A 24173-nucleotide genomic window follows, 5' to 3' on the forward strand; every position below is an offset into this window, starting at 1 on the left:
TGGCAACTCCGGGCGCCCGCGGGCCGGCTACACGCGCCGCAGCCCCGTACTCACCGTCACGGCCAGCACCACCAGCAGCCCGGCGAGTGTCATGGTCAGCCCGAACCCGTCCGCGAACAGGCCGACCAGCATGGGACCGGCGAGGAACCCGCCGTACGTCAGGGTGTTGACCTTCGCCAGCGCGGCGGTCGCGCTGCCGGTCTCGCCGTCGGCGGCGCCGTGTCCCACCGCGCTGAAGATGATCGGCACGATCACCGACAGCCCCGCGCCGTGCAGCCCGAACCCTGCCACCGCGACCGCGGGCGTGGGGCTGAACACCACGACCGTGAGGCCGGCCACCGCGATCGCGCCCCCCCACCGGACCAGGACGGAGGGACCGTATTTCTGGTTCAGCCGGTCCCCGACCAGCCGGCCGCCGGTCTGGCAGAAGCTGAAGGCGATGTACGCCAGTGACGCCGTGGCCAGGGTCGCGCCGAGTTCGTCGCGCAGGAAGATCCCGCTCCAGTCCCCCACCGCCGACTCGGACACCAGCACGACGGTCCCGGTGAGCCCGAGCACCACCACACGGGGTGTCCAGCCGTCCCGCCAGCCCACGCGCTCGCGCTTGCCGTCCGCCTCCTTCTTGCCCTGGTCGGCGGAGCCCGGCAGCATCGACCGGCCAGCCACCGCCCCGATGACCGCCAGCACCACGCTGACCAGCAGGAAGTGCTGGGTGAAGGAGAGGCCGGTCTTCACGGCGATGCCGCCGAGGACGGCGCCGACCATCGTCCCGATGCTCCAGGCCGCGTGACAGCTGTTCATGATGGGGCGTTCCAGGGCCCGTTCGACGGCGATGGCGTGGGCGTTCATGGAGACGTCCACCAGGCCGTTGACCGCGCCGAACACCAGCAGGGCCGCACCGAACTGGACCCGGTCGCCGGCGAGCGCGATCCCGGCCAGGGAGAGGGGCAGCGCGACCATGGTGGTCCGTGCGATCGGGCCGCTGCCGAAGCGCGCGACCAGCGCCCCGGCCGTCTGGAGCGTGACCAGGCCGGTGACGACCGGCAGGAGGAGGAAGAGGCCGAGCTGGCCGTTGGAGAGCGCGTATTCCGTCTTCAACGACGGCATTCGCAGGTAGTAGTTGGCGAAGAGCAGCCCGGCGATCAGGAACGGCGCGGGCGCCGCCCAGCGGGCGCGGCTCGGCGGAACCACCCCTCCGCTCGGGGCCGCTTGTTCCACCCGGTCCGCCTCGCTCACCGAAGTGGCCCGGTCGGGTACCACGTCCTCAGGCACGGTCATCGCGGGCCCACCTCACTGTCAGCCGAAGCACGGGCGGCTTACGGCACTTGAAAGCCTGTCAGGATGACAACACCTTGCCCTATAGTTGCCATCTCTGGCAATGTCGTCTCGCGAAAGGACCTCACCGATGAGGAGTCCCGGTCGTGTGGCCCTGGTGACGGGGGCGAACAAGGGGATCGGCAAGGCGACGGCGCGTGCGCTGGCGCGGCGGGGCGTGACGGTCCTGCTCGGCAGCCGCAGTCTCGGCCGGGGCGAGGAGGCCGCACGCGAACTGGCCTGGGAGGGATTGCCAGTGACGGCTCTTCAGCTCGACGTCACCGATCCCGCCGGGGTGGAGGCGGCGGCGGAGCGCGTACGGAACGAACACGGACGGCTCGACGTCCTGGTCAACAACGCGGGTCTGTTCGTCGGTTCGGCGGCGGTGGAGACGACCCCCGACCGGATGCGCGACATGTTCGACGTGAACGTCTTCGGCGTCGTGACCGTCACCCACGCCTCGCTGCCTCTGTTACGCCGCTCCCCCGCGCCCCGGATCGTCAACGTCTCCAGCACCACGGCCTCGCTGACCCTGACGGGCGACGGGGCCGAGCTGCCCGGCAACGCGGACCGGCGCTTCGCCTACACCAGCTCCAAGGCCGCGCTCAACATGCTGACCCTCCAGTACGCGAGGGCCTTCGCCCACGATCCCGGCCTCGCCCACCTCAAGATCAACTCGGCGTCGCCCGGCTACACCGCGACGGGCATGAACGACTTCCAGGCGCCACGCTCCGCCGAAGAGGGCGCGCGCGTCATCGTGGACCTGGCCACCCTGCCCGACGACGGACCGACGGGCGGATTCTTCGACGACCAGGGCCCCGTGGCCTGGTAGCCCCCCTCCGATCCGCTCCTCCGACCGCATCCCGGACCCCGGCCCCAGAAGGAACTCCCCCACACGCCCCCACATCCCTTGGAGTCAGCAACGCCATGGACGCAACCCGGACCACCCCCGCACCCCGTCCGCACCTCACCGCCGAATCCCGGCTCGAACAGGCCCGGGCGCGGGACCGGCGGCACGTGTGGCACACCTGGTCGCCCCTGGCGGCCGACCGTACGGCGCTGATGATCTCGCACGGCGCCGGCCACCGCGTGTGGGACGTCGACGGGAAGGAGTACCTCGACGCCGCGTCCCTCAACTCCACCTGTGGGTACGCGCATCCCGAGGTGATCAGGGCCATCGGAGAACAGGCCGCCCGGTTGCACCACTTCGACCTCTCGCTCGCCAGCCAGGAGCCGGCGGGACTGCTCGCCGAACGCCTCGCCTCCTACCTGCCCCCGGAGTTGCCGAAGACCCTGTTCGTCAACAGCGGCTCCGAGGGCTTCGAGGCGGCCCTCATGATCGCCTCCGCCTACTGGTCCCACCTCGGCCGCCCCCGATCGAGGGTCGTGGGGTTCGCGCGCGGCTACCAGGGCTCCACCCTGCTCACGCGCAGCATGTCGACCCTGCCGCGCAGCCGCCACCTCCTCCGGTCGCCCGTGGACGCCACCCTGGTCGAACTGCCCTTGCCGCCGAAGGAGTTGCGTCGCCCGGAGTCCGCGCCGCTGCTGCTCGCCGCCTTCGAGCGGGCCCTGTACGAGAACCCGGAGGACCCGCCCGCCGCCGTGGTGGTCGAGCCGTTCCTGAACGTCGGCGGCGCCATCGTCCTGCCGCCCGGCTTCCTGCGGGGCCTGCACGAACTGTGCGACGCCACCGGCACGTTGCTGATCGTGGACGAGGTGTTCACGGCGTACGGCCGCTCCGGGCGGATGTTCGCCTCGCTGCGCGAGGACGTCGCGCCGGACATCCTCGTGTCGAGCAAGGGCCTGAGCGGCGGGTACGTACCGATCGCGGCGGTCAACGTCCAGCAGCGCATCCATGACACGTTCGGCCAGGACCCGGTCATCGGCGGCCTGCGCTACGGCCACACCACCTCCGGGCACTCGGTGGCCTGCGCGGCCGCCCTCGCCACACTGGACGTGGTGGAGAAGGGCGGTCTGGTCGAGCGGGCCGAGCACCTCGGGGGTGTCATGCTCGACCGGCTGGCCCCGCTGGCCGGCCACGAGCAGGTGGTCGACGTCCGGGGGCTCGGGCTCATCCTCGTCGTGGAGACCTCGTCGGCGGAGACCGCCGCGAGCGTGGTGGTCCGGGCCAGGGAACAGGGGCTGCTGCTGCGGCAGGCGGGCCCGTCCGTCATGGCCGTACCCCCGCTGGTGATCGACGACGAGGGCGCCCGCGCGGTGGTCGACGGCCTCGCGGGCGCGCTGGCGGACACGGTCGCGTAGCCGGCTGTACGGAAGGGGTGTACGGAGGCCCCTGGGCGGCGGGTGCCGCACAGGGGCCGACGCGCATGTTTCCTCAGGTCAGCGGCTGTCAGATGCCCTGGGACGCCATCTCGATCGCGGACCGGTAGTTCGCCGCCCCGGTGACCACACACGCCCGGTACGTGCGGTTGTCCCGCACCGCCAGGAAGTAGTCCTTGACCTGCTTCCAGTACTGCCGCAGGTAGCTCGGACCGGGGAAGAACGCGGGAGGCCTCGGCACCAGCGCGAACGCGCGGGAGCATTCGAGGATCTCGTTGGTCACGGTCGAGAGCACGGCCTCGACCTCACTGTTCATGTTCCACCCGGCGGCCAGCTCGGGCGTCCAGATCGTCCCGGCCACCTCCCGCAGGTGCGCCTGCTCCTCGGGCGTCGGCTCGCTCTCGGCCCCGAAGGCGACGGCCGACACGGCGGCCCCGGACGCCGACGGGTGTGCCTGCGCCGTGACCGCCGTACCGACGGACAGCGTCGCCAGGACGGCGACCAGTGTGACAGCGGACACAGAACGGGATCTCTCCGCCTTCATCGTTCTCCCTCGACACGTCGTGCCCGGGGTGCGTCCCCGGGCGGCACCCAAGCTGACATGTGCCGATTCGGACGGTCAACGGGGCCGAACGCGCCGGGCCGGAACCGGCCAATCCCGGTGCGCCGCCGCCCGGAACGCACAGGCGCCTAGACTGCGCCCTCGGGCTCGCCCAGGTCCCGCGCGAGCCGGCGCAGGTGCGGGCCGTACTCGGGGTCGGCGAGCGCCACCGCGAACTGCGCGGTGAGGTACGCGAGCGGGTTGCCGGTGTCGTACCACGTCCCGCGCATCACCTGCCCGTACGCCGCGTGACGCCGCGCGTACGCGTTGATGGCGTCGGTCAAGTAGATCTCGCCGGTGCGGTGTTCGTGCCAGCACCGCGTCTGTTCGCGCAGTTCGTCGATGATGGCGGGGGTGATGACGTACCCGCCGATGGCGGCGTACGCGGAGGGCGCGTCCTCGGGCTTGGGCTTCTCGACCAGGCCCGTGATGCGCAGCAGCCCGTCGTCCAGGTCCTCCGCGACCACCGGGACGCCGTAGCGGCGGGAGTCGGCGGGGTCCATCGGGATGAGGGCCAGGACGGGGCTGTTGGTCATCTCGTAGGCCCTGATGAGCTGTTGGGCGCGTGGGACCTCCGCCACGAACACGTCGTCGGGCCACAGGACGAGCATCGGCTCGTCGTCGAAGTTGCGGGCCGCGTTCAGGACGGGGGTGCCGTTGCCGTACGGGCCGTGCTGGTCGAGGTACGTGATGTGCCCGAGCCGGGACAGCTCGGCGACGTCCTCCACCGCGTCCGCGTAGGCCGACTTGCCGTCGATACGCAGCTGTTCGGCCAGGGCGGGGTTGGGCCGGAAGTGCTCCTGGATCATCCCCTTGCCCCCGGAGACCACGATGGTGATGTCCGTGATGCCGGACGACACCAACTCTCTGACGGTGTGTTCGATGACGGGCTTGTCACCGATCGGCAGCATCTCCTTCGGTGTCGACTTCGTCAGCGGCAGCAGGCGCGAGCCCAGGCCGGCGGCGGGAATGACAGCCCTGCGGATCGTCGTGGTCATGGGACCCTCTCGGTTCGACGGGCGGAGGCTCAGGCGACACCGGCGCTGTACGTGGAGGCGTCCCCGCTCACGGTCACGCTCGGGCGGCCGTCGATCCCGACCGGGACGGAGCCGACGACCGTGCAGCGCTCGGCGCGGCGGGCCTCGGTGCCGTAGTCGTGGATCGCGTAGTGCTGGGTCGCGCGGTTGTCCCAGATGGCCAGGTCGCCGACGCGCCAGGTCCACCGGACGGTGTGCTCGGGCCGGACCACGTACTCCTGGAGGATCCGCATCAGGTCGCGGGAGGCCTGCGGGCCGAAGCCCACCGCGCGGCGCGCGAAGCCCCCGAGGAGCAGCGACCGTTCGCCGGTCTCCGGGTGCACGTGAACGGCGGGGTGCTCGGTCTCGTACAGCGTGGAGATGTACTCCGCGCGGGCCGCGACCGTCTCGTCGGTGTAGTCGGAGTCGTTGCTGTGCACGATCCGCAGGCGGTCGGCCAGCGCGCGGAGGGGCTCGGGCAGGCTCTCGTACGCGGCGACGGTGTTCGCCCACATCGTGTCACCGCCCACCGGCGGGATGACCTTGTTGTGGAGGAAGGCCAGGGCAGGCGGCCGTTCGACGAAGGTGAGGTCGGTGTGCCAGTGGTTGGCCCGGGTGCCCGCGCGGGAGTCGATCTCCCGTACGGCGGGGCGGTCCTTGGGGGCACTGTAGACGGGGTGGCCCAGCGTCAGGTCGCCGAACCGGCGGGCGAACGCCGCCTGGCTGTCGTAGTCGAGCCGCTGGCCGCGGAGGAACACCACCTTGTGGGCGAGGAGGGCGCGGCGCACCTGCGCGGCTGTCTCGTCCGCGAGCGGTCCTGCCGCGTCCACACCGGTGAGTTCGGCGCCGATACCACCGGCCAGGGGGACGATCCCCACGTCGGTCAAGGGCAGTTGGGTCATGGTCACGGTGCACGCCTTTCTGAACGGGTTTCGGGAAGGGCGGGCGGGGTGCCCGACGGCAAGTTTGCCAGCCATTGCCTAACGTGGCAACGGTATCGAGCCGCTGAAGTGATCCCATTGTGCCAAGTTGAGGCAGAATATTGCCAGCACATGACGCGGCTCGTAGAGTGGCGATCACGAACCCCCGAGAAGCCGAGGAGCGGTCATGGGACAGCAGGATCTCCACGTGGTGTTCGCGGTGGACCAGAACTACGTCGACGCGGCCGCCGTGGTGGCCCACTCGATCGGGGCCGGACTGCGCGACACGAGCAGCCGCCCCGCCTTCCACGTCATCGACTCGGGACTCGGGGCCGACGGCCGGCGGTTCCTCGCCGACGCCCTGGGCCGGGTGGGGGACGTGGACCTCTACACCGTCCCCGACCGCCTGGAGATGGCCACCCCGCGCAAACACTGGACGGCCGCCACCCTGCACCGGCTGCACATCGGTGACGTCGTGCCCCGGGACATCGGCCGGGTCATCTACCTCGACGTCGACACCCTGGTCCTGGACGACCTGACGGAGCTTTACCGGTACGACCTGGCGGGCAACACCATCGGCGCCGTGATCAACGAGGTGGCACCGGCCCGGGTGCTGACCCTGGGCGACCGGGCGAGCCTGAGCCAGACCGGCGCCAAGCCGCCCGGCTACTTCAACGCGGGAGTGCTGCTGATCGACATGGACCGGTGGCGGGCCGAGAACACCACGGAACGGTCCCTGGACATCTACCGGACGTACGGGAAGGACATCCCGACGCTCGACCAGGACATCCTCAACTACCTTTACGCGGAACGCTGGACACCCGTGCCCGACAAGTGGAACAAGCTCATCGAGCACCCGGTCCACGGGCGTTTCGGCAGCGGCCGTCTCGACTACCTGACGCGCCGTGAGGGGATCATCCACTTCATCGGCGGTGACAAGCCGTGGGGTGACGTGTTCCCCGACAACGCGCTGCGCCGGCTGTACGAGGAGTACTCCTCCGTGCTCGCCCTGACCGGTTCCTCGTGACCGTCCGCCTGGTGTCCGTCGTCGGCGGGGACACCTCCCTCCTGCCCCACATGCTGGCCCACTACGAAGGGCTCGGCATCGAGGCGTTCCATGTGATCCGCCATGTGGAGAGCAGGGCGGACCCCACCCTCCCGTCGTCCGTCGACGTCGCCCGGAGCGCGGGACACGACTTCACCCGGATCAGCGTCGGGCCGTGGCACGAACATCTCAACCCGCGGCTGATCCGCGAGACGATGGCCGAACACCCCGACGACTGGTGGGTGGTGGCCGACCTGGACGAGTTCCAGGTCTACCCGGACTCCCTGAAGGAGACGGTCGCCCACTGCGAGCGGCACGGATTCGACTACGTGGAAGGGGCGTTCCTCGACCGGGTGGCCGCCGACGGCTCCTTCCCCGACCCCGAACCGTTCGGCTCGGCGCCGCTGTGGCGGCAGTACCCGCTCGCCGGGCTGGTGACCCTGCGGCTCATGGGCGCGCGGCCGACGAAGGTGCCGCTGGCCCGTGGCCGGGTGGAGCTGGGGTACGGGCAGCACAACAGCTGGACCGGCCGGGGCGCCCCGGCAGCGAGTGTGTACGCGCAGGTGCACCACTTCAAGTGGACCGCCTCGGCGCGCGAGCGGCTGGCCAAGCGGGTCGCCGCGTACTCCTCCGGGGAGTGGCACATCAACAACGCGAAGATCATCGATGAGTCGCGGGCGTTCCTGGACCATGTGGCGGCCAACAACGGCCGTCTGGTGGTGGACGATCCCCGACTGGGCCTCCAGCGCTGCGCGTTGGCCTACGGGGACTACGCCGGCTGGGCGGACCTGGCCGCGACGCTGAGCCGGCAGTACGTGGAATTCGACGCGGCCCGGGCGGCGACGGGCCGCCGGGAGGCGGGCTGACCCGGAGGCCCTCCGCCGCAACGCACCGCCCCGGGCGGTGCGCCTCCGTACGGAATACGGACCGGCGCACCGCCCGGGGCGTTCGCGCACACGGCGGTTGAGGCAGGGTCCCGCCGGTCTCAGCCCGGCACCGCCACCGCGGCCGGCTCCACCTCGAACGACAGCAACGCCGTCACCTCCGCCGCCAGCTCCCGTGCCTCCCGGGGTGTGGCCGCGCCGACCACCACAAATCCGGCCCGGTCGCCGGAGTTCCGTACCGGAGTGATGACGTCCCCCGGCACCACGCCCAACTCCGCTCGCAGGACGGCCGGATGGGCCAGGACCCGCTCCCAGCCGGTCACCTCGACCAGCCGCCCCGGCTCCGGGGCGAGGAAGGCGACGGCGGCGGCGCGGGTGGGGGTGAGGTCCTGGGCGTGGTCGCGTCCCAGCGCGTCGTCGTAGAGCAGGCCGAACAGTTCCAGCCCGGGGATGGCGTGGGACAGCAGCAGGTGGAGCCAGTCGCCGCCGGGGCGCGTGTGCACCTCGCCGAGGACGATCCCGGCGTCCGTCACCCACAGTTCGGCGTGGAAGACACCGAAGCGGAGGTCCAGCGCCGTCAGCGCCCGGACGACTTCGTCCTCCACCTCCCGCCGTACGGCGGCGGGCAGTTCGGCGGGGAGTACGTGGCCGATCTCGACGAAGTACGGGGGCGGCAGCTTCTCCTTCGCGGTGATCGCGAGCACCTTGGGCCCGTCCTTGAGGAGCACGCCCTCCACGCTGAACTCCGGTCCCTCCACGAACTCCTCCACGAGGAACGGCTCGCTGGTGGGCAGTTCCTCCACGGCGCGCGGCAGGTCGGCGGGGCCGGTCACCTTCCGTACCCCGACACTGCCCATGCCGTCCCGTGGCTTCACCACCCAGGGGCCGTACGACTCCGCGAGGAAGGCCTCCGCCTGGCCGAGGCCGGCGCACAACCGCACCCGTGGCTGCCGGAACCCGGCGGCGGCCAGGGCGGCCCGGCAGGCGTCCTTGTCCCGTACGCGCCGGACAGCCTCCGGTGTGTTGCCGGGGGCCCCGGCGACCGCCGCACACCGCGCCACACTGAGCTGTACGGGGTCCCGCAGCCCGAGGACCAGGTCGAAGGAGTCCCCGTCCGCGAGGCGTTGACGGGCCCAGGCCTCGGACAGCACCGGATCGTCCGGGTCGACCGGGGAGACCTCGTCGGCCAGTTCGGTGACGGCGGGGGTCGCGGCCAGGACCTCACTCCTGCCGGTCACATGGGTACGGATCCCCCGGGCGCGCGCCTGGGTCAGCGCGGCGGTGACGATGTCCAGGCTGGACGCCAGCGGGCTCGCCCCGCCGACGAAGAGCAGGTGGGGAGGGAGAGGGGTCATAGGTGCTCCTGAATGAGGGCCGGGCGGAAGTCAAGTCCGTTGAGCGGAAGGGGAGTCGGGGGTCTCAGGGCGAGGTGAGCACGCTCTGTTCCGCGAACCAGCTCGCCAGCCGCCGGATACGGTCGGCCGTGTGCGTCTCGTCCTTGCCCTCCACCACCGCCGTCCCGGCGAAGACGCTCGACGCCTGCGCCGCGTCCGCCAGCAGGTCCCCGGGCCGGGCCTGGAGCGACACGTACCGTACGCCGTCCCGTGCGGCCACCTCGTCATCGGCCGGGCGCGACACGAGCCGGCCGGGGGCGGTGGCGAGGAAGACGTCACCGAACCAGGTGGCGGCGGTCGTCGGAGTCGCGGCGGACGGGAGGCCGAGGACCGACCTGGCCCACTCGTCGTGCAGGTCGACGCCGTGCTGGAGACGGATCATCTCGTCGAAGGACCCGCCCGGAATCCGGCCCCCGCACTCACCGAAGACGAGTGTGTCGCCCTGCTCGAAGACCTCCAGATGGAACACCCCGTCGTGGTGTCCCAGCGCCGCCATCACCCGACCGGCGACCGCGTGCGCGCGGGCGTAGAGGTCGGGGCACTCCTCGGGGTGCTGCATCACGGACGCCACGATCCCGCCCTCGCGGATCGCGATGACGTTCTGGAGGTAGCGCCCCACGGAAGTGAAGACGACCTCGCCACCGCGCACGACCCCGTCGATGTGCAGTTCGCCGCCGTCCACCCACTCCTCGGCGAGCCAGGGCGCGCCGACGCTGTCCTGCTCCAACTGCCGGGCGATCTCCTCGCGTTCCGGGCGGCTGTTCCAGGTCCGTACGCCCCGGGTGGAGGAGTCGGCCAGCGGTTTGAGCACCCCGCGCACGGAGGGGAAGCCGGCCAGGTCGCGCGGGCGGACGATCACCCGCGAGTCGGCGACGGGGATGCCGGCGGCCCGGATGCGGCGCTTCTGGAGGTCCTTGTCGCGCAGGGCCAGCGCGTCCACGGGTGTCATGGGGCTGCGGTCGCCGCCGAGCACCGCCGCGTTCACCAGGGTGAACTCGAACTGGCTGGTGACAATGTCGAACCGCTGGGCGTCCAGCCCGTGGCGGACCAGTCCCGCCAGCGTCGACTCGGTGTCGGACGGGTCGTGCACGGCGACGGTGTGCGCGTCGTCCAACAGGTCTCCGGGCCGGTCGGCTTCGCTCGCCGCGAGGACACAGGTCACCTCGGCGCCCAGGCGGTGGAGGGCGGTCACCGCGTCGGGCCGCCAGCCGATCAGGAGTACGTGCGGGTGGGCCATCTGGGCTTCTCCTGGGGAGGGTTGAGGGTCTGCGGGTCTGCAGATCTGCGGGTGATCGTGACGCCATGCGGGATGAGGGATGCGGGTGTTCAGCGCGCGGCGATGTAGAGCGGGATGCTCTCGGGACCGGCGACGTGGATCGAACGCAGCCGTACGACCGGGCCGTTCAGTTCGATACGGCCCACGCTGTCGAGGATCTCGGTGAGCAGGATGCGCATCTCGGCGCGGGCCAGCGTGCTGCCGATGCAGAAGTGTTCGCCGGCGGCGAGGGCGATGTGCCGGTTCGGGGCGCGGCCGATGTCGAAGCGGTCCGCGTGGTCGAAGATCTCCTCGTCCCGGTTGCCGGACGGCACCCAGACGACGACCCGCTCGCCCGCCTCGATCCGCTGCCCCCGGATGACGGTGGGCGTAGTGACGGTACGCATGCTGTGGGTCGCGCTGGAGGTCCAGCGGAGGATCTCCTCCCCCGCGCCCGGCAGCAGGCTCCGGTCCTCGCGCAACCTCCGCAGCTCGCCGGGGTGTTCGAGGAGGGCGAGCATGCCGCCCGCGAGCGCCAGCCGGCCGTTCTCCGTGGCGCCGACCAGGTTCTCGCAGTTGAGCAGGATCTCCTCCTCGGTCAGCGGCTCGCCGTCGATCGTGCCGTGGACCAGGGAGGTGACCAGGTCGTCGGTGGGGTGTTCCAACCGCTGGTCCATCAGGTCGACGAAGTACGCCATGAAGCGATGGTGCGCCGCCAGGGACGTATGGGCGAGGAAGGCCTCGTTGGTCCATTGGAACAGGTCCTCGTGGTCCTCCGGGGGGACGCCGAGGATGCGGCCGATGACGTACAGCGAGACGCGTCCCGCGACATCGTGGACGAAGTCGCAGGTGCCCTGTTCGACCGCGCGGGCCAGGACCGCGCGGATCGCGTCCCGCATGTACCCCTCCAGCTCGCGGACGGCCCGCGTGCTGAACCAGTCGGCCATGAGTCCGCGCAGCGCCTTGTGACGCGGCGGGTCGGTGAGAGCCAGGGTCGTACCGCCGCCCGGGTCCTCGCCCATGGCCACGGGCCGCAGCAGGACGCCGCGCGCGGAGCTGAACGTACCGGGATCGCGGTAGACGGACCTGATGTCGGTGTACCGCGTCAGCGACCAGAACGCGGGCAGGTCCCCCGGCTCGTGGTGGTGCACGGGCGCGTGTGCCCGCATCCAGCGCCACACCTCGTGGGGGTCGCCGGTGGCGTGCAGTCCGGGGTCGACGAGCTGCTCCGGCACGAGCTGTTCTGGCCTCAGGCCAACGGTGACCGTCATGACAGGGCTCCTGGGGACGCGTGGTACGTACGGTCCAATGTGAGGCAATAGGTTGCCACACGAGTCACAGTCAAGGCAATCTGTTGCCAACAGAGTGCTGTCAGGACACGCCCCGGCGCGGACGGCACCGCCCAGCGACCGAAGGGGAAGCATGTCCCGTGACCGTTCTCTCGACATCGCCGTCACCGGCCTCGCCGCACGGTTTCCCGGCGCGACGGACCTCGCGGAGTGGTGGTCCGCCCTGGTGGCGGGGCGCGTCCTGACACGGCGTCACACCCGCGATGAACTGCTCGACGCCGGGATGCCGCGAAGCCTCCTGGACGACCCCGACTTCGTCCCCGTCCATGGCCACTTGGACGACGCGGACCGCTTTGAGAACACGCTCTTCCGGGTCAGTCCCCGTGAGGCGGAGATGATGGACCCGCAGCACCGCCTGATGCTGGAGGTCGCGTGGGGGGCGCTGGAGGACGCCGGGTGCCGGCCCGGGGACACCTCGGTCACCGGGGTCTTCGCGTCCGCGAGCAGCAGCGGCTACCTGCGCGCCATGGTGGCGGGAGGCGCGCTCGACCCGCTCACCCTCGAAGACGCGCTGCACGGCACCGAGCCCGACTTCATGGCAAGCCTCCTCTCGTACAAACTCGGCCTGACCGGGCCCGCGGTGGCCGTGCAGACCGCCTGCTCCTCCTCGCTGGTCGCCGTCCACCTGGCCGTGCAGGCCCTGTTGAACGGGGACTGCGACCAGGCGCTCGTCGTCGGCGCGGGCATCGCGCACCCGCAGGGCGGGCATCTCCACGTGCCGGGCGGCATCCACTCGGCCACCGGCGCGTGCCGCCCCTTCGACGAGAGCGCCGACGGAGTGGTCGCCGGGTCCGGGGTCGCCTGTGTGGTCCTGCGGCGTCTGGCCGACGCGCTGGAGGACGGGCCGGAGCCGTACGGCGTCGTGCTCGGCACGGCGATCAACAACGACGGCGCCTCGAAGGCCGGTTACTACGCGCCGTCCGTGGACGGCCAGGAGGCCGTCATCCGGGCGGCGTTGGCTGCGGCGGACGTGGACGGCGGATCGCTCGGCTACCTGGAGGCACACGCCACCGGTACGCGTGTGGGCGACCCGATCGAGTGGACCGCCGCGTCGGCGGCACTCGGTGGTACGGGGGCGGGCCCGGGCACGATCGCGGTCGGCGCCCTCAAGGCCAACACCGGCCACCTGGACAACGCGGCCGGGGTCGCCTCGCTCATCAAGGCCCTGCTGGTCGTCAAGGAGGGGGTGGTCCCGCCGGTCGCGGGCTTCACCCGGCTCAACCCGCTGCTGGAGACGGAGGATTCACCGCTGTACGTGCCCGCCGAGGCGCGGGAGTGGCGGGGGCCGCTGCCGCGCAGGGCCGGGATCAGCTCGTTCGGCGTCGGCGGGACGAACGCGCATGTGGTGATCGAGCAGGCGCCGCCGGTACGGGCCGCTGACACCGGCGGCGAGGAGGACACGGGTCGTCTGGTCCTGCTGTCCGCCGCCGATCCCGAGGCCCTCGCGCGCTCCGCCCAGCGCCTCGGCGCGCATCTGCGACGCGAGGAACCGGCCCTGGCCGATGCGGCGTTCACCCTCGCCGCCGCGCGCGCCGAGCTGCCCGTACGACTGGCCGTGGCGGGGCGCACCGGCGCGGAGATCGCCGACCGCCTCGCGTCCGGCGCGGGGGTCGTCCGGGACGAGGCCACCACGGGTGGCCTGCCGGCCCCGGCGCTCTTCCTCTTCCCCGGGCAGGGGTCCCAATACCCCGGCATGGCACGGCCGTTCGCCGAGGCGCTGCCCGGCTTCGAGGACGCCCTGCGGGACTGCCTCGCCGCGTTCGACCCCGCGACGGCCTGTGTCGTACGCCGCGCGCTGCTGGACGAGTCGTTCCCCACGGCGGAACTGGAGGCCACCGAGCTGGCCCAACCCGCCCTGTTCGCCGTGGAGTACGCGGCCTCGGCCGCGCTGCGCGCCCTCGGTGTCACCCCGGCGGCCGTGGCGGGTCACAGCCTCGGCGAGATCACGGCGGCCTGTGTCGCCGGCGCGCTCGACCTGGCCGACGCGGCCCGTCTGGTGACGGTACGCGGCCGGGCCATGGCCGACTGCCCGCCGGGCGCGATGCTCGCGGTGGGCTGCGACGAGGCGTCGCTCCGTACGCTGCTCGCGGAGAGCGGGCAGAAGCTTGAACTCGCTGCGCACAACGCCCCGGAGAGCTGTGTCGTGGCGGGCGCCGAGGACGCCGTCGAGGCGTTCCGTACCTGGCTGGGTGAGGACGTACCCACCAAGCGGCTGCGGACGAGCCACGCTTTTCACTCGGCGCTGGTCGAGCCCGCGCTCGCCCCGCTGTCCGCCGCACTCGCGGGGATCACCCTGCGGCGGCCCGTGCTGCCGTTCGCGGCCAACACCACCGGGGAGCTGGTCCCGGCGGGCACCCGGATCACCGCGGACCGGTTTGTGGCACAGGCGCGGGGGACGGTGCGGTTCGCCGAGGCGATGGAGACCCTGGCACGGCGCTTCCCGGGCGCGGTCGCCGTCGAGATCGGCCCCGGGCGGGTGCTGTCGGCCCTGGCCGTCGCCGCCGGGCTGACGCCGGTCGCGCTCTCCCCGGCCCGTACCGCGCGGCCGGGCGAGGAGGTCCTGACCGCCCTGGGCACGCTCTGGGCGAAGGGGCTGCCGCTCGCGCCGACGGCACTGAGCGGCCCGGGACGACGCGTACACCTGCCCGGATACGCGTTCGCCGGGCCGCGCTGGATGGCCCCGGAGGCCCGTCCCCGCGAGGCGGTGCTCCTGGGGGCCGCCGGACGGACGCCGGGGGCGGCGGAGGGTCCGGACACGGCGACGGCACACGGGCAGCTGGGGGCCGTGCGGGTCGAGGAAGCGGCAGCCGAGGAAGACCCCGCGACCGTCCTCGCCGGGCTCTGGGCCGAACTCCTCGGCCACACCGGCCTCACCGCCGACGCGGACTTCTTCGACCTGGGCGGCGACTCGCTGGCGACCACCCATCTGGCGCGCAGGATCAAGCTGCGGCTCGGGGTCTCCGTATCACTCCGCGATCTCCTCATCGGCCGCACGCTGGGCCGTCAGACCGAGATCGTCCTCGGGCTCCTCGACCGGTCCGTCGTCCACCACTGAACCCGGACCGATTGCCACTGAACCTGAACCCTCCCACTTAGGGGAGGCCCTGGAAGCCGGTCAGCACGGTGGTCCGGGTCCGGGTCCGCGTCCGGGTCCGGGTCCGAGAGGCTGTCCTCGGCGACCTTGAGCACCTCGGCGAGAAGGCGGCCGTTGGTGCCGTACACCACCGCCTGGCCGTACACCACCGCCTGGCCGTACTCCACGGATGTGCCGGTCGGGGTGAGCGGCGGCCTCGACACGGTGGGACGCTCGCCGACGGGGGCGAGCGTCCCGTCCGGCCGGATGGTCCAGCCCGGCCCGGGGAGGGCAGCGCGGCCCGGTACCGGGCGTCGCTGAGGACGGCCACCCCCGGGCCGTGCTTGCCCGAGATGGTCCGCGCGACGGCGGTGACCGGCGCCTGGGAACGGGAGAGGGCGGTCAGCGGTCCGCCGGGGCAGGAGGTGGACGCTGACGCCGAATCCGGGGTCGTGGCGCGCCGACTGCGGTTCGTACAGGGCCGGTACGGGCACCGCCTTGCGGGTGCCGCCCCCTCATCGGTGATGCGCACGTCACTGTCCAGCTCCACCAGCCGGCAGGGCACGATACGGAAGCGGTCGAGGCTGCGGCGCGCTCCACGAGAAGAATGACAGCGTCAGGTACGAGGTGTCCCGGGCCGGACCAGGAACGCCAGCAGCCCCGTGCACACCAGCGTGACCACCCCCAGCACGTCCCAGTACAGCCACGCGTCGCCCGCGTCGTGGAGCATGAGGAACAGCGACCCGCCCGCCAGCGATCCCAGCGCCTCCCCCGTGGACCAGCAGACCTGCCGCAGGTGCATGACCTCCAGGCTGGAGCCCACCCCGAGCCCCGCGAACGCGGTGCTCATCATCGGCGCGAACATCATCTCGGCGAGCGCGAACACCAGAACCGCGACACCCGCTCCGAACAGCGGCGGCAGGCCCACCCCGAGCAGCAGCATGGACACGCCGAAGAGGATGTTGGCGCGCCCGAGAATGGCGAAGGGTGTCCTCCCCGCCGCCATCAGCTTGCTGATCAGCGCCGTGACCGCCGTCTGGAAGAGGACGATCGACACGGCGGGCGCGGCGATCAGCACCGAACGGGCCGCCGCCGACTCGAAGTCGCGGCCCACGGACAGCGCGAAGGCCGAGTAGAACTGCGCGTACACAAACGTGCCCAGGGTGCTCACCACCACCAGCCGCAGCATGGCGGGGGTCCGCACGACCCGCAGCAGGACCGCCCTGCTCACCGGCCACGTGCCCGACGTGGCGGGCGGGCGGCGGGCGGGCGGGATGCCGGGCACCATGACCGCGCCGGCCCCCAGGTAGCAGAGCGCCACGAACCCCATGAGCAGCCGGGGATCGGAGTCCGTGTAGAGCAGGTTGGCGACGAACGGGCCCAGCATCGCGCCCGCGTTGACGGCTATCTGGAACAGGGAGAAGATCCGGTTCCGCCCGATGCTGTCGTGCACGACCTCGGCGATGAGCACGCGGGACAGGGTGAAGTGGACGCTCACACCGGTGCCGGCGAGGACGAGCAGCGCGCACAGCGACCACGCCGTACCCGCGTACGGCAGCGAGCCGAAGGCGACGGCGGTGAGCAGGACCCCGCCCACCATCCCGGTGCGGTAACCCACCCGGTGCAGCCACCGGTTGAGCGCGAGGGCGGCGAGTCCGGCGGACGCGGTGTAGCAGAACAGCCCGGCGCCCACCACGGCGGTCCCGGACCCCGGCGCCCGCGCGGCGAGCAGCAGGCCGAGCACGGGAAAGACGGTGAACAGGCCGAGGCTGCCGAAGAGATGGTCGAGGGAGAGCGCGGAGCGCAGGCGGCGCGGAGCCTGCGCCGTGGGCACGTCGAGGGGCGTGAGGGTTCCCGGCTGGTGGGTCATGGCCGGTCCCCCGCCCTCACCGACCGTACGGAAAGGACGCGTTCCGCCATGTCGATCAACTCCTTGGTGACATCACTTGCCTGAATGTCCGACACAGTGTCAATATCTTGCCAAGCTTGTCAATCGGGAGGCAGGACATGGCACACGGACATCGGACGGCGCCGTACGGAAGCTGGCCGTCCCCGCTCGGCGCCGCCGACGTCGCCCGGGGCGAGGCCCAGCTCGACTGGGTGGGCTTTGTCGGGGACGAGGTGTGGTGGACCGAGGCGCTGCCCGAGGAGGGCGGTCGTGCCGCCCTCATGCGCGGTGGTCCTGACGGCCCCGAGGAGGCGCTGCCCGGCGGCGGTTGGGACGTCCGGACCCGGGTGATCGAGTACGGGGGCCGCCCCTGGCTCGCGCTCTCCGACCGGGCCGAGGACGGCGTCGTCTTCACCCACGCCGGGGACCAGCGTGTCCACCTCTGGCGCCCCGGCGCGGAGCCGGTGCCCCTCAGCCCGCCCGGCGCCTGGCCGGCCGAGCTGCGCCACGCCGACCTGGCGGTGCGCGGCGACGAGGTGTGGTGTCTGCGCGAGCGGGTCGAGGACGAGGAAGGCACCCGGGTCACCCGGCATCTCGTGGCCCTGCCCCTGGACGGCGGTGCGGCCGACGACCTTTCGCGGGTACGGGAGTTGGCGGCCGGTCACCACTTCATGAGCGGTCCGCGCATCGAGCCGGGCGGCGACCGGGTCGTCTGGCTGGGCTGGAACCACCCCGACATGCCCTGGGACGCCACCCAGCTCATGGAAGCCGTGATCCAGGCCGACGGCACCCTGAGCGAGCCGTCCGTCCTCGTCGGAGAGGACCGTGTGGCGGTGACGCAGGCGGAGTGGGCCGCCGACGGATCGGGCACGCTGTACGCGCTCGCCGACCCGGACGGGTGGTGGAACGTCCACGAAGTCGCACCGGACGGCGGCCTCCTGCGCAACCTGTGCCCGCGCGAGGAGGAGTTCGGCGACGCGCTGTGGCGGATCGGGCTGCGCTGGTGCCTCCCGCTGCGCGACGGCACACTCGCCGTCGTGCACGGCAAGGGCAACCGCACGCTGGGGATTCTCTCCCCCGACGGCACCCTCACCGACCCGGAGGGCTTCGCCGGGGCGGGCGCGGAGTGGTTCTCACTGGCGACCGACGGCCGCCGCGTCGCCGCGGTGTGCGCGGGGCCGCGGCAGCGCCGCAGTGTGGTCCTCGCCGACCCGGCGGACGGCAGTGTGCGTGTCGTACGGCCGCCCTCGGGCACCGCCCTCGACGCGTGGGCGACCACGCCGTACCGCCGTGCCTTCCAAGGCGACGACGGCCAGGACGTGTACGCCCACGTGTATCCGCCGTACAGCCCCACCCACACCGGGCCCGCGGGCGAACTCCCGCCGTGGGTGGTCTTCGCTCACGGGGGCCCGACGAGCGGCACGCCGCTGGTACTCAACCAGGAGATCGGCTTCTTCACCAGCCGGGGCATCGGTGTGGTGGACGTGCAGTACGGCGGCTCCACCGGCTACGGCCGCGCCTACCGGGAGCGGCTGCGGGGCGACTGGGGTGTCACGGACGTGCGGGACTGCGCCGCCGTGGCCCGGGGGCTGGTGGCCGAGGGCCTCGCCGACGCGGCGAAACTCGCCATCCGGGGCGCGAGCGCGGGCGGTTGGACCGCCGCCGCGTCGCTGTGCGCCGAGCCGGAGCTGTACGCCGCCGCCGGGATCTACTATCCGCTCCTCGATCCGGTGATCTGGAGCGCCGGCGGGACGCACGACTTCGAATCCCGTTATCTGGACGGGTTGATCGGCCCCTGGCCGGAGGCGAAGGACCGGTACGAGCGGCGCTCCCCGCTGGCCGGCGCCGACCGTATCCGCGCGCCGTTCCTGCTCCTCCAGGGGCTGGACGACCGCGTCTGCCCGCCCGCCCAGAGCCTGCGGATGGCGGAACGGATCGCGGAGACCGGCGGGGAGTGCCGCTACCTGCGCTTCGAGGGCGAGGGGCACGGATTCCGCAAGGCGGCGAACACCGTCACCGCGCTGCACGCCGAACTGGAGCTGTACGGGGACGTGTTCGGCTTCACACCGTCCCTTCCGGCGGAATCCTCGTAGGCCGGGGGCGGGGCCGGGGGCCGTACGGGGCCCGGCGGGGGACCCCGTACGGCCGCCTGGTCCTCACCCGCCGAGGAAACGCTCCAGGACCACGGCGATACCGTCCTCGTCGTTGCCCGGGGCCACCTCGTCGGCCGCCGCCTTCACCTCGGCGGGCGCGGCGGCCATGGCCACCCCGTGCGCCGCCCAGTCGAGCATCGGGATGTCGTTCGCCATGTCCCCGAACGCGATGGTGTCGGCGCCGCTCAGGCCCAGGCGGTGGGCGGCGAAGGCGAGGCCGGTGGCCTTGGTGAGGCCCTTCGGCAGCAGCTCCACCTCGCCGGGGCCCGCCTTGACCACCCCGACGAGGTCCCCGGCGACCCGTACCGCGACCGAGGCCAGCTCGTCCTCGGTGAGGGTCGCGTGCTGGACGTAGAACTTGCGGACGGGGAGCGCCCACAGCTCCTCCTCGTCCGCGTCCGGGACGAGCGGTGTCTCACCTGCGAGGTCGTGCAGATAGCCGGGCGCGGCCACCACCACCCCGTCCAGTCCTGCCCGGTCGGCGGCCAGGGTCAGCGGTCCTGTCACCGCCTCGATCAGGGCGACCGCCCGTCTGGCCAGCCGCCGGTCCAGCGTGACGGACGTCAACTGCCGGTGCGCGGCCGTGTCGTACACCTGGCCGCCCTGCCCGCAGACCGCGAGCCCGGTGTACCCGAGGTCCGCGAGGACGTGCCGGGTCCAGGAGACGGACCGGCCGGTGACGACGATGTGCCGCGCGCCCCGCTCGGTGGCCAGGGACAGGGCGGCGCGGGTCCGCGCGCCGATCGTACGGTCGGAGCGCAGGAGCGTGCCGTCCAGGTCGGTGGCGATCAGGGCGTACGGCAACGGGCCCGGTTCGTCGGTCACTTCAGCCTCCGTTGCTCTGGTAGTGGCGCAGGTTCCAGTTCCAGAAGCGCTTGGCGACGAGGAACAGCAGGACGCAGACGGCCGGCGACCACGGGGCGAGCCAGGCGAGGGGCCCGTGCTCCGGTTCCCTGTCCAGGAGGACGAGGACGGGGAAGTACGCGACGAAGGCCAGCGGCAGGACGTACGTGAAGATCCCGCGCAGCACGACGGGCAGGATCGACAGCGGGTAGTTGCCGATCGTCGCCATGATGTCGTCGATCCACTTGCCCACCCCGTGGGCGAACGGCGAGCGCAACAGGAGCGCGGCCAGCGGGAGTTGCACGGCGGCCTCCAGGAAGACCCCGCCGGCGATCGCGGCGCCGAGGTAGAGCACGGCGCCGATGTCCCACTCGACGGGGGCCTGTGCCACGGCCATGGCGCAGACGGTGACGCCGACGAAGAAGTCACCGAGGGCGTTGATGTTGAAACGGCTGATGAGGATCTGGGTGAGGACGGACATGGGGCGGAGGAAATAGCCCTCCACCCGGCCCTCCTCGACCAGTTCGAGCAGTTGGTCCGAGAGGTTCCCGAAGACCATGGTGAACAGTCCGTGCGACATGAGCCGCATGCCGACGATCAGCAGGACCCCACCGTTCGGGAAGTCGCCCAGACCGTCGAAGCGGGTGATGAGGACGGCGGCGAAGGCGAGCGTCGAGGTCTGCCAGAGGATGCCGAAGATGATCTCGAACGCGAAGTCGCCGGGGTATTCGAGGCGTCCCCTGATGTTGACCGCGGTGGTCCGCAGGATGATCCGCAGGACGCGGACCGTCCGGCGGACGCGGGCGCGGGCACTGGTGCCGGCGCTGCTGCCGGCCCGTGGCTCGGCGGGCCGGGGCGCCTTGACCGTGGTGGTCATGGTTCAGCCTCCCTGTGAGGTGACGCGCCGGGCCGCGCGCGACCAGACGAACTTGGTCAGCAGGGCGAGAGCGACCACCCAGCACACCTCGCGCAGCAGGTTCTCGGGCGCGTCGGCGAGCGGGATGCGGCCGACGTAGATCGAGATGGGCACGTTGACGGTGGCGGCGAACGGGAGCACCGACGCCGTGGTGAGCAGCCAGCCCGGCAGGAACCAGAGCGGGACGAACACCCCGGAGAGGAGGTCCTGCACAAAGCTGTACATACGGGTCAGGCCGCTGTTGGAGGTCAGCCAGAACGTGGCGAGGTCGACGAGCTGGCCGAGGTAGTAGAGGATCATCTGCCCGAGTACGAGACTGACGACGAAGACCAGTCCGACCGTGACGGACGCGGGCGGCCGGATCACGCCGGTCGCGAGGGCGATGAGGTAGCCGATGAGGGCCCACATCGCGCCGTACCCCATGTCGCCCACGGCCCGGTACATGTAGTAGCGGCCGGGTGAGATCGGCCGGAGGAACCAGTAGATGACCGTGCCCTCGCGGGTACGCTGCGGCAGGTTGTCCTTGGTGACCATCCGGTTGCTCCACCGGATCCTCCCGACGAGGATCGCGAGGGCGGCGTAGGTGACGGCCTGGTGGACGTCGAGTCCGGCGACCGACTCCTTGCCCTGGTAGACCGCCGTCCACAGCAGGTAGTACAGGTAGACCTGCACGCCCATCATGAACGGGGCGAGGAAGAACCGGCCCCGGTAGGCGATGGTCTGGTAGAGCGGCACGATCCGCCAGATCCGCCAGGCGCGTCCGCCGCCCAATCTGCCGCCGGGCCCGCCGTCCGGCCGACTGCCCGGCCGGCTGTCCGCACCGGTGGTGACCCCGGCGCTCACGGGACGAGGATTTCGTTCTTGGCCTCGTAGGCGTTCCGCATCAGTTCCTCCAGGTCGGTCTCCTCCACGGTCATGCCGACCACGGGGAATCCGGCGATCAGGGCGCGCACCACGTCCTCCGGCGTGTGACCGTCCTCGGGGGCTAGCGTGGCGCGGGTCCCTTCGTGGGAGAGGACACGCGCGCCCGCCACCCGTACCTCGGCGACCGGTTCCCCGAAGGTGACGTTGACCGTCCTGCTCGCGCCGTACTGGAGCTTCATCCGGTCGAGGGTCCCGTCGAACACCAGCCTGCCGTGGTTGATCAGCAGGACGCGCTCGCACAGCCGGGCCACGTCGGTCATGTCGTGGGTGGTGAGGACAACCGCCCGGCCGCGCTCGTGGACCTGCTGGAGCAGGAAGGCGCGGGTGCGTTCCTTCGCCACCACGTCCATGCCGATCGTGGGCTCGTCGAGGAAGAGGATCGCGGGGTCGTGGAGGACTGCGGCCGCCATGTCGCAGCGGACGCGCTGGCCCAGCGACATGAGCCGTACCGGTGTGTCCCAGAACTCGGAGATGCCCAACACCTGGTCGACGTCCTGGAGTTGACGCTCGTAGTCGCGGGGCGCGATGTCGAAGATGTCCTGGATCAGGCCGAAGGAGTGCCGGGCGGGCAGGTCCCACCAGAGCTGGGTCTTCTGGCCGAACACCGCCCCGATCGAACGGGCGTTGTCCGCCCGGTTCTGGTGCGGGACACGTCCGTCCACGTACACCTCGCCGGACGTCGGTGTCAGAATCCCGGTCAGCATCTTGATGGACGTCGACTTGCCGGCGCCGTTGGGGCCGAGCAGGCCCACCAACTCGCCCCGGCCGACGGTCAGATCAAGATCGGAGACCACGGTGCGCTCGTCCCTCGCCGGGCTCATGAGCGACCTGAACGTGGCGAGGCGCCCGGTGGTCGGGCGCCTCACCTTGTACGTCTTCGTCAGGCCACGCGTCACGATGGCCGCCGATTCGTGCGGCATTCCGGTTCCTTTCGGTGGGGGGTGGGTGAAGTGGGTGGGGTGGTTCAGTGGGCGTAGAGCGAGCTGAGCGCGGCGATGCCCGGGAGGTCGCCGAGGAGGTCGGGGTCCTTGAGGGCGTGCAGGTCGGTCTCCCACAACTCACCTGCCGAGGTGAGCAGTACGGAGTCGGCGGCGGCCGGGCCCGGCGGCGACGGGGGCGTCGACAGGGGCGTCGATACGGACGGTGACCCGGCCGGTGACACAGGCGGTGGCACGGGCGCCGTCACGCGGTCCCATTCGACGCCGGTGAACGGTATCCCCAGCACACCCGACACCGACTTCACCGCGCTTTCCGCGGCCAGGGGCGCGAGGGTGAGTTTCGACGGGCTGACGACCACCGCCCGGCCCCCGAGGAAGTCGTGGCTGAACTCGTCCGCCACCGTGCCGCTGCTCGGCAGCAGCCCGGACTTGACCGCCGCGTACCCGGAGATCAGCCGCACGCCCGCCAGCGGGCCCGGCCGGACGACCCCGCGCAGGGTGGACAGGACGCGGTGCGCCCACCACCCGGCCAGCTGTCCCCCGGCGCCCCGCGCGCTGTCGAACGACTGGAAGTCGGAGACGAGCCAGGTCGTCCCGCCCTCGTGCCCCGTCCGCCCGGCGACGAAGAGTCCGTGTTCCTCCCGCTCGGGGAAGACGGCGCTGATGACGGGCAGGTTCCCGCGCAGCACCAGCATGAAGGACTTCCGGCACCGCACGACGGGCGGCAGCCCCGAGCGGGCGAGGATGCCGGGCGCGCCCGCTCCGGCCGCGACGACCACGGCGCGGCTCGCTATCGTCTCCGTGAGGCCGTCCGGACGGACCAACTCGCAGAGCACACCGCCCGGTTCGTCCGCTGTCCGGCTGATGCTGCCCCGGGCGAGGTCGATGCCGCTGGACGCGGTCCGCTCGCCGAGGCGGCGCAGGACGGGGCCGAAGTCGTAGGTCTCCTCCTCGCTCCTGAACGAGGAGATGAAGCCGTCGCCGAGCCAGGGCGGCGGTTCCACGGGGCGGACCGGGAGCCCGGAGGCCTGCCAGTGCTCCTGGGCGCGGCGTAACGCGTTCGGGTTGGAGAACGACACCACCGAGCCCGCCGTGACCGGCGCCAGACCGGCCGTGAGGGCGAGCCAGTGGTCCCGCGCGCGGTCGAAGAGGAGCGGCAGGCGCGGCTCGTTCGGGCCGAACGCGTAGCCCCGGTGCAGATATCCGTGCGACTGCCCCGACTGGCCCCCGCCGAGCCGCCGTTCCTCGACCAGCAGCACCCGGGCGCCGCGCGCGGTCAGTCCCAGTGCCGTGAGTATTCCGGCCATGCCCGCACCCGCGACCACGACGTCATAGCTGCGTGTCACTGTTGTCCCTGTCCTGGATTCAGGCACCGACCTG

The 24173-nt window shown here is 71.9% G+C and carries 19 protein-coding genes; 6 read left to right on the forward strand and 13 right to left on the reverse strand.

The genetic code is table 11. The features are described from left to right. Positions 1 to 27 precede the first annotated feature (27 nt). Positions 28 to 1278: an MFS transporter gene (locus OG349_RS08130; RefSeq protein ID WP_327233973.1), complete on the reverse strand. Its 1251-nt coding sequence runs from the start codon at positions 1276 to 1278 to the stop codon at positions 28 to 30. Between the two features lie 127 nt (positions 1279 to 1405). On the opposite strand from OG349_RS08130, the gene OG349_RS08135 reads away from it, so the two are divergent. Continuing rightward, on the forward strand, positions 1406 to 2146 hold the full coding sequence (locus OG349_RS08135; RefSeq protein ID WP_327233974.1) for an SDR family oxidoreductase: 741 nt from the start codon (positions 1406 to 1408) through the stop codon (positions 2144 to 2146). A 95-nt stretch (positions 2147 to 2241) separates the two neighbouring features. Next, the gene (locus OG349_RS08140) at positions 2242 to 3576 is read left to right on the forward strand and encodes an aminotransferase family protein (RefSeq protein WP_327233975.1); all 1335 of its coding nucleotides are present in this window, start codon (positions 2242 to 2244) and stop codon (positions 3574 to 3576) included. 88 nt (positions 3577 to 3664) lie between these two features. Here OG349_RS08140 and OG349_RS08145 read toward each other — a convergent pair whose 3' ends face one another. The 3 genes from OG349_RS08145 to OG349_RS08155 all read right to left on the reverse strand — a co-directional run bounded on the left by OG349_RS08145 (position 3665) and on the right by OG349_RS08155 (position 6113). Next, entirely contained in the window at positions 3665 to 4114 is a 450-nt protein-coding gene (locus OG349_RS08145) for a hypothetical protein (protein ID WP_327233976.1), read from the reverse strand. Between the two features lie 170 nt (positions 4115 to 4284). Next, positions 4285 to 5193, reverse strand: coding sequence for a UTP--glucose-1-phosphate uridylyltransferase (locus tag OG349_RS08150; RefSeq protein ID WP_327233977.1), 909 nt, complete (start codon positions 5191 to 5193; stop codon positions 4285 to 4287). 29 nt (positions 5194 to 5222) lie between these two features. Next, positions 5223 to 6113, reverse strand: coding sequence for a TauD/TfdA dioxygenase family protein (locus OG349_RS08155; RefSeq protein WP_327238493.1), 891 nt, complete (start codon positions 6111 to 6113; stop codon positions 5223 to 5225). Between the two features lie 205 nt (positions 6114 to 6318). Here OG349_RS08155 and OG349_RS08160 point away from each other — a divergent pair, with 205 nt between their 5' ends. Both OG349_RS08160 and OG349_RS08165 read left to right on the forward strand, forming a co-directional pair. Further along, positions 6319 to 7158, forward strand: a complete 840-nt coding sequence (locus OG349_RS08160) for a glycosyltransferase family 8 protein (RefSeq protein ID WP_327233978.1) — start codon at positions 6319 to 6321, stop codon at positions 7156 to 7158. Then, a complete protein-coding gene (locus OG349_RS08165; protein ID WP_327233979.1) occupies positions 7155 to 8042 on the forward strand; it encodes a glycosyltransferase family 2 protein in 888 nt (295 codons plus the stop codon). Before OG349_RS08160 ends, OG349_RS08165 begins: the two co-directional genes overlap by 4 nt. Positions 8043 to 8161: 119 nt before the next feature. Here OG349_RS08165 and OG349_RS08170 read toward each other — a convergent pair whose 3' ends face one another. The 3 genes from OG349_RS08170 to OG349_RS08180 form a co-directional block, all read right to left on the reverse strand. Then, positions 8162 to 9415: an ATP-grasp domain-containing protein gene (locus OG349_RS08170; protein ID WP_327233980.1), complete on the reverse strand. Its 1254-nt coding sequence runs from the start codon at positions 9413 to 9415 to the stop codon at positions 8162 to 8164. A gap of 64 nt (positions 9416 to 9479) precedes the next feature. Continuing rightward, positions 9480 to 10691 (reverse strand): ATP-grasp domain-containing protein, encoded by a 1212-nt coding sequence (locus tag OG349_RS08175; RefSeq protein WP_327233981.1) that lies wholly within the window; start codon positions 10689 to 10691, stop codon positions 9480 to 9482. A gap of 89 nt (positions 10692 to 10780) precedes the next feature. Next, the gene (locus tag OG349_RS08180; RefSeq protein WP_327233982.1) at positions 10781 to 11980 is read right to left on the reverse strand and encodes a cytochrome P450; all 1200 of its coding nucleotides are present in this window, start codon (positions 11978 to 11980) and stop codon (positions 10781 to 10783) included. A 151-nt stretch (positions 11981 to 12131) separates the two neighbouring features. Between OG349_RS08180 and OG349_RS08185 the strand changes: the two genes are divergently transcribed. After that, positions 12132 to 15113: a type I polyketide synthase gene (locus tag OG349_RS08185; RefSeq protein WP_327233983.1), complete on the forward strand. Its 2982-nt coding sequence runs from the start codon at positions 12132 to 12134 to the stop codon at positions 15111 to 15113. 634 nt (positions 15114 to 15747) lie between these two features. On the opposite strand, the gene OG349_RS08190 is transcribed toward OG349_RS08185, so the two are convergent. Next, a complete protein-coding gene (locus OG349_RS08190) occupies positions 15748 to 17001 on the reverse strand; it encodes an MFS transporter (protein ID WP_327233984.1) in 1254 nt (417 codons plus the stop codon). A 137-nt stretch (positions 17002 to 17138) separates the two neighbouring features. Here OG349_RS08190 and OG349_RS08195 point away from each other — a divergent pair, with 137 nt between their 5' ends. Beyond that, positions 17139 to 19112: an alpha/beta hydrolase family protein gene (locus OG349_RS08195; protein ID WP_327233985.1), complete on the forward strand. Its 1974-nt coding sequence runs from the start codon at positions 17139 to 17141 to the stop codon at positions 19110 to 19112. Between the two features lie 63 nt (positions 19113 to 19175). On the opposite strand, the gene OG349_RS08200 is transcribed toward OG349_RS08195, so the two are convergent. The 5 genes from OG349_RS08200 to OG349_RS08220 are packed head-to-tail and all read right to left on the reverse strand — an operon-like array spanning position 19176 to position 24139. Next, positions 19176 to 19997, reverse strand: a complete 822-nt coding sequence (locus tag OG349_RS08200; protein WP_327233986.1) for an HAD family hydrolase — start codon at positions 19995 to 19997, stop codon at positions 19176 to 19178. Between the two features lies 1 nt (position 19998). Further along, a complete protein-coding gene (locus OG349_RS08205; protein WP_327233987.1) occupies positions 19999 to 20892 on the reverse strand; it encodes an ABC transporter permease in 894 nt (297 codons plus the stop codon). Positions 20893 to 20895: 3 nt separating this feature from the next. After that, positions 20896 to 21774, reverse strand: coding sequence for an ABC transporter permease (locus tag OG349_RS08210; protein ID WP_327233988.1), 879 nt, complete (start codon positions 21772 to 21774; stop codon positions 20896 to 20898). Continuing rightward, positions 21771 to 22775, reverse strand: coding sequence for an ABC transporter ATP-binding protein (locus tag OG349_RS08215; RefSeq protein WP_327233989.1), 1005 nt, complete (start codon positions 22773 to 22775; stop codon positions 21771 to 21773). The genes OG349_RS08210 and OG349_RS08215 overlap by 4 nt, the downstream gene beginning before the upstream one ends. Positions 22776 to 22819: 44 nt before the next feature. Further along, positions 22820 to 24139 carry an FAD-dependent oxidoreductase gene (locus OG349_RS08220; protein ID WP_327233990.1) on the reverse strand — a complete coding sequence of 440 codons (1320 nt, stop codon included), beginning with the start codon at positions 24137 to 24139 and terminating at the stop codon, positions 22820 to 22822. Between the last annotated feature and the right edge of the window lie 34 nt (positions 24140 to 24173).

This window comes from Streptomyces sp. NBC_01317, assembly GCF_035961655.1.
GTDB lineage: Bacteria > Actinomycetota > Actinomycetes > Streptomycetales > Streptomycetaceae > Streptomyces.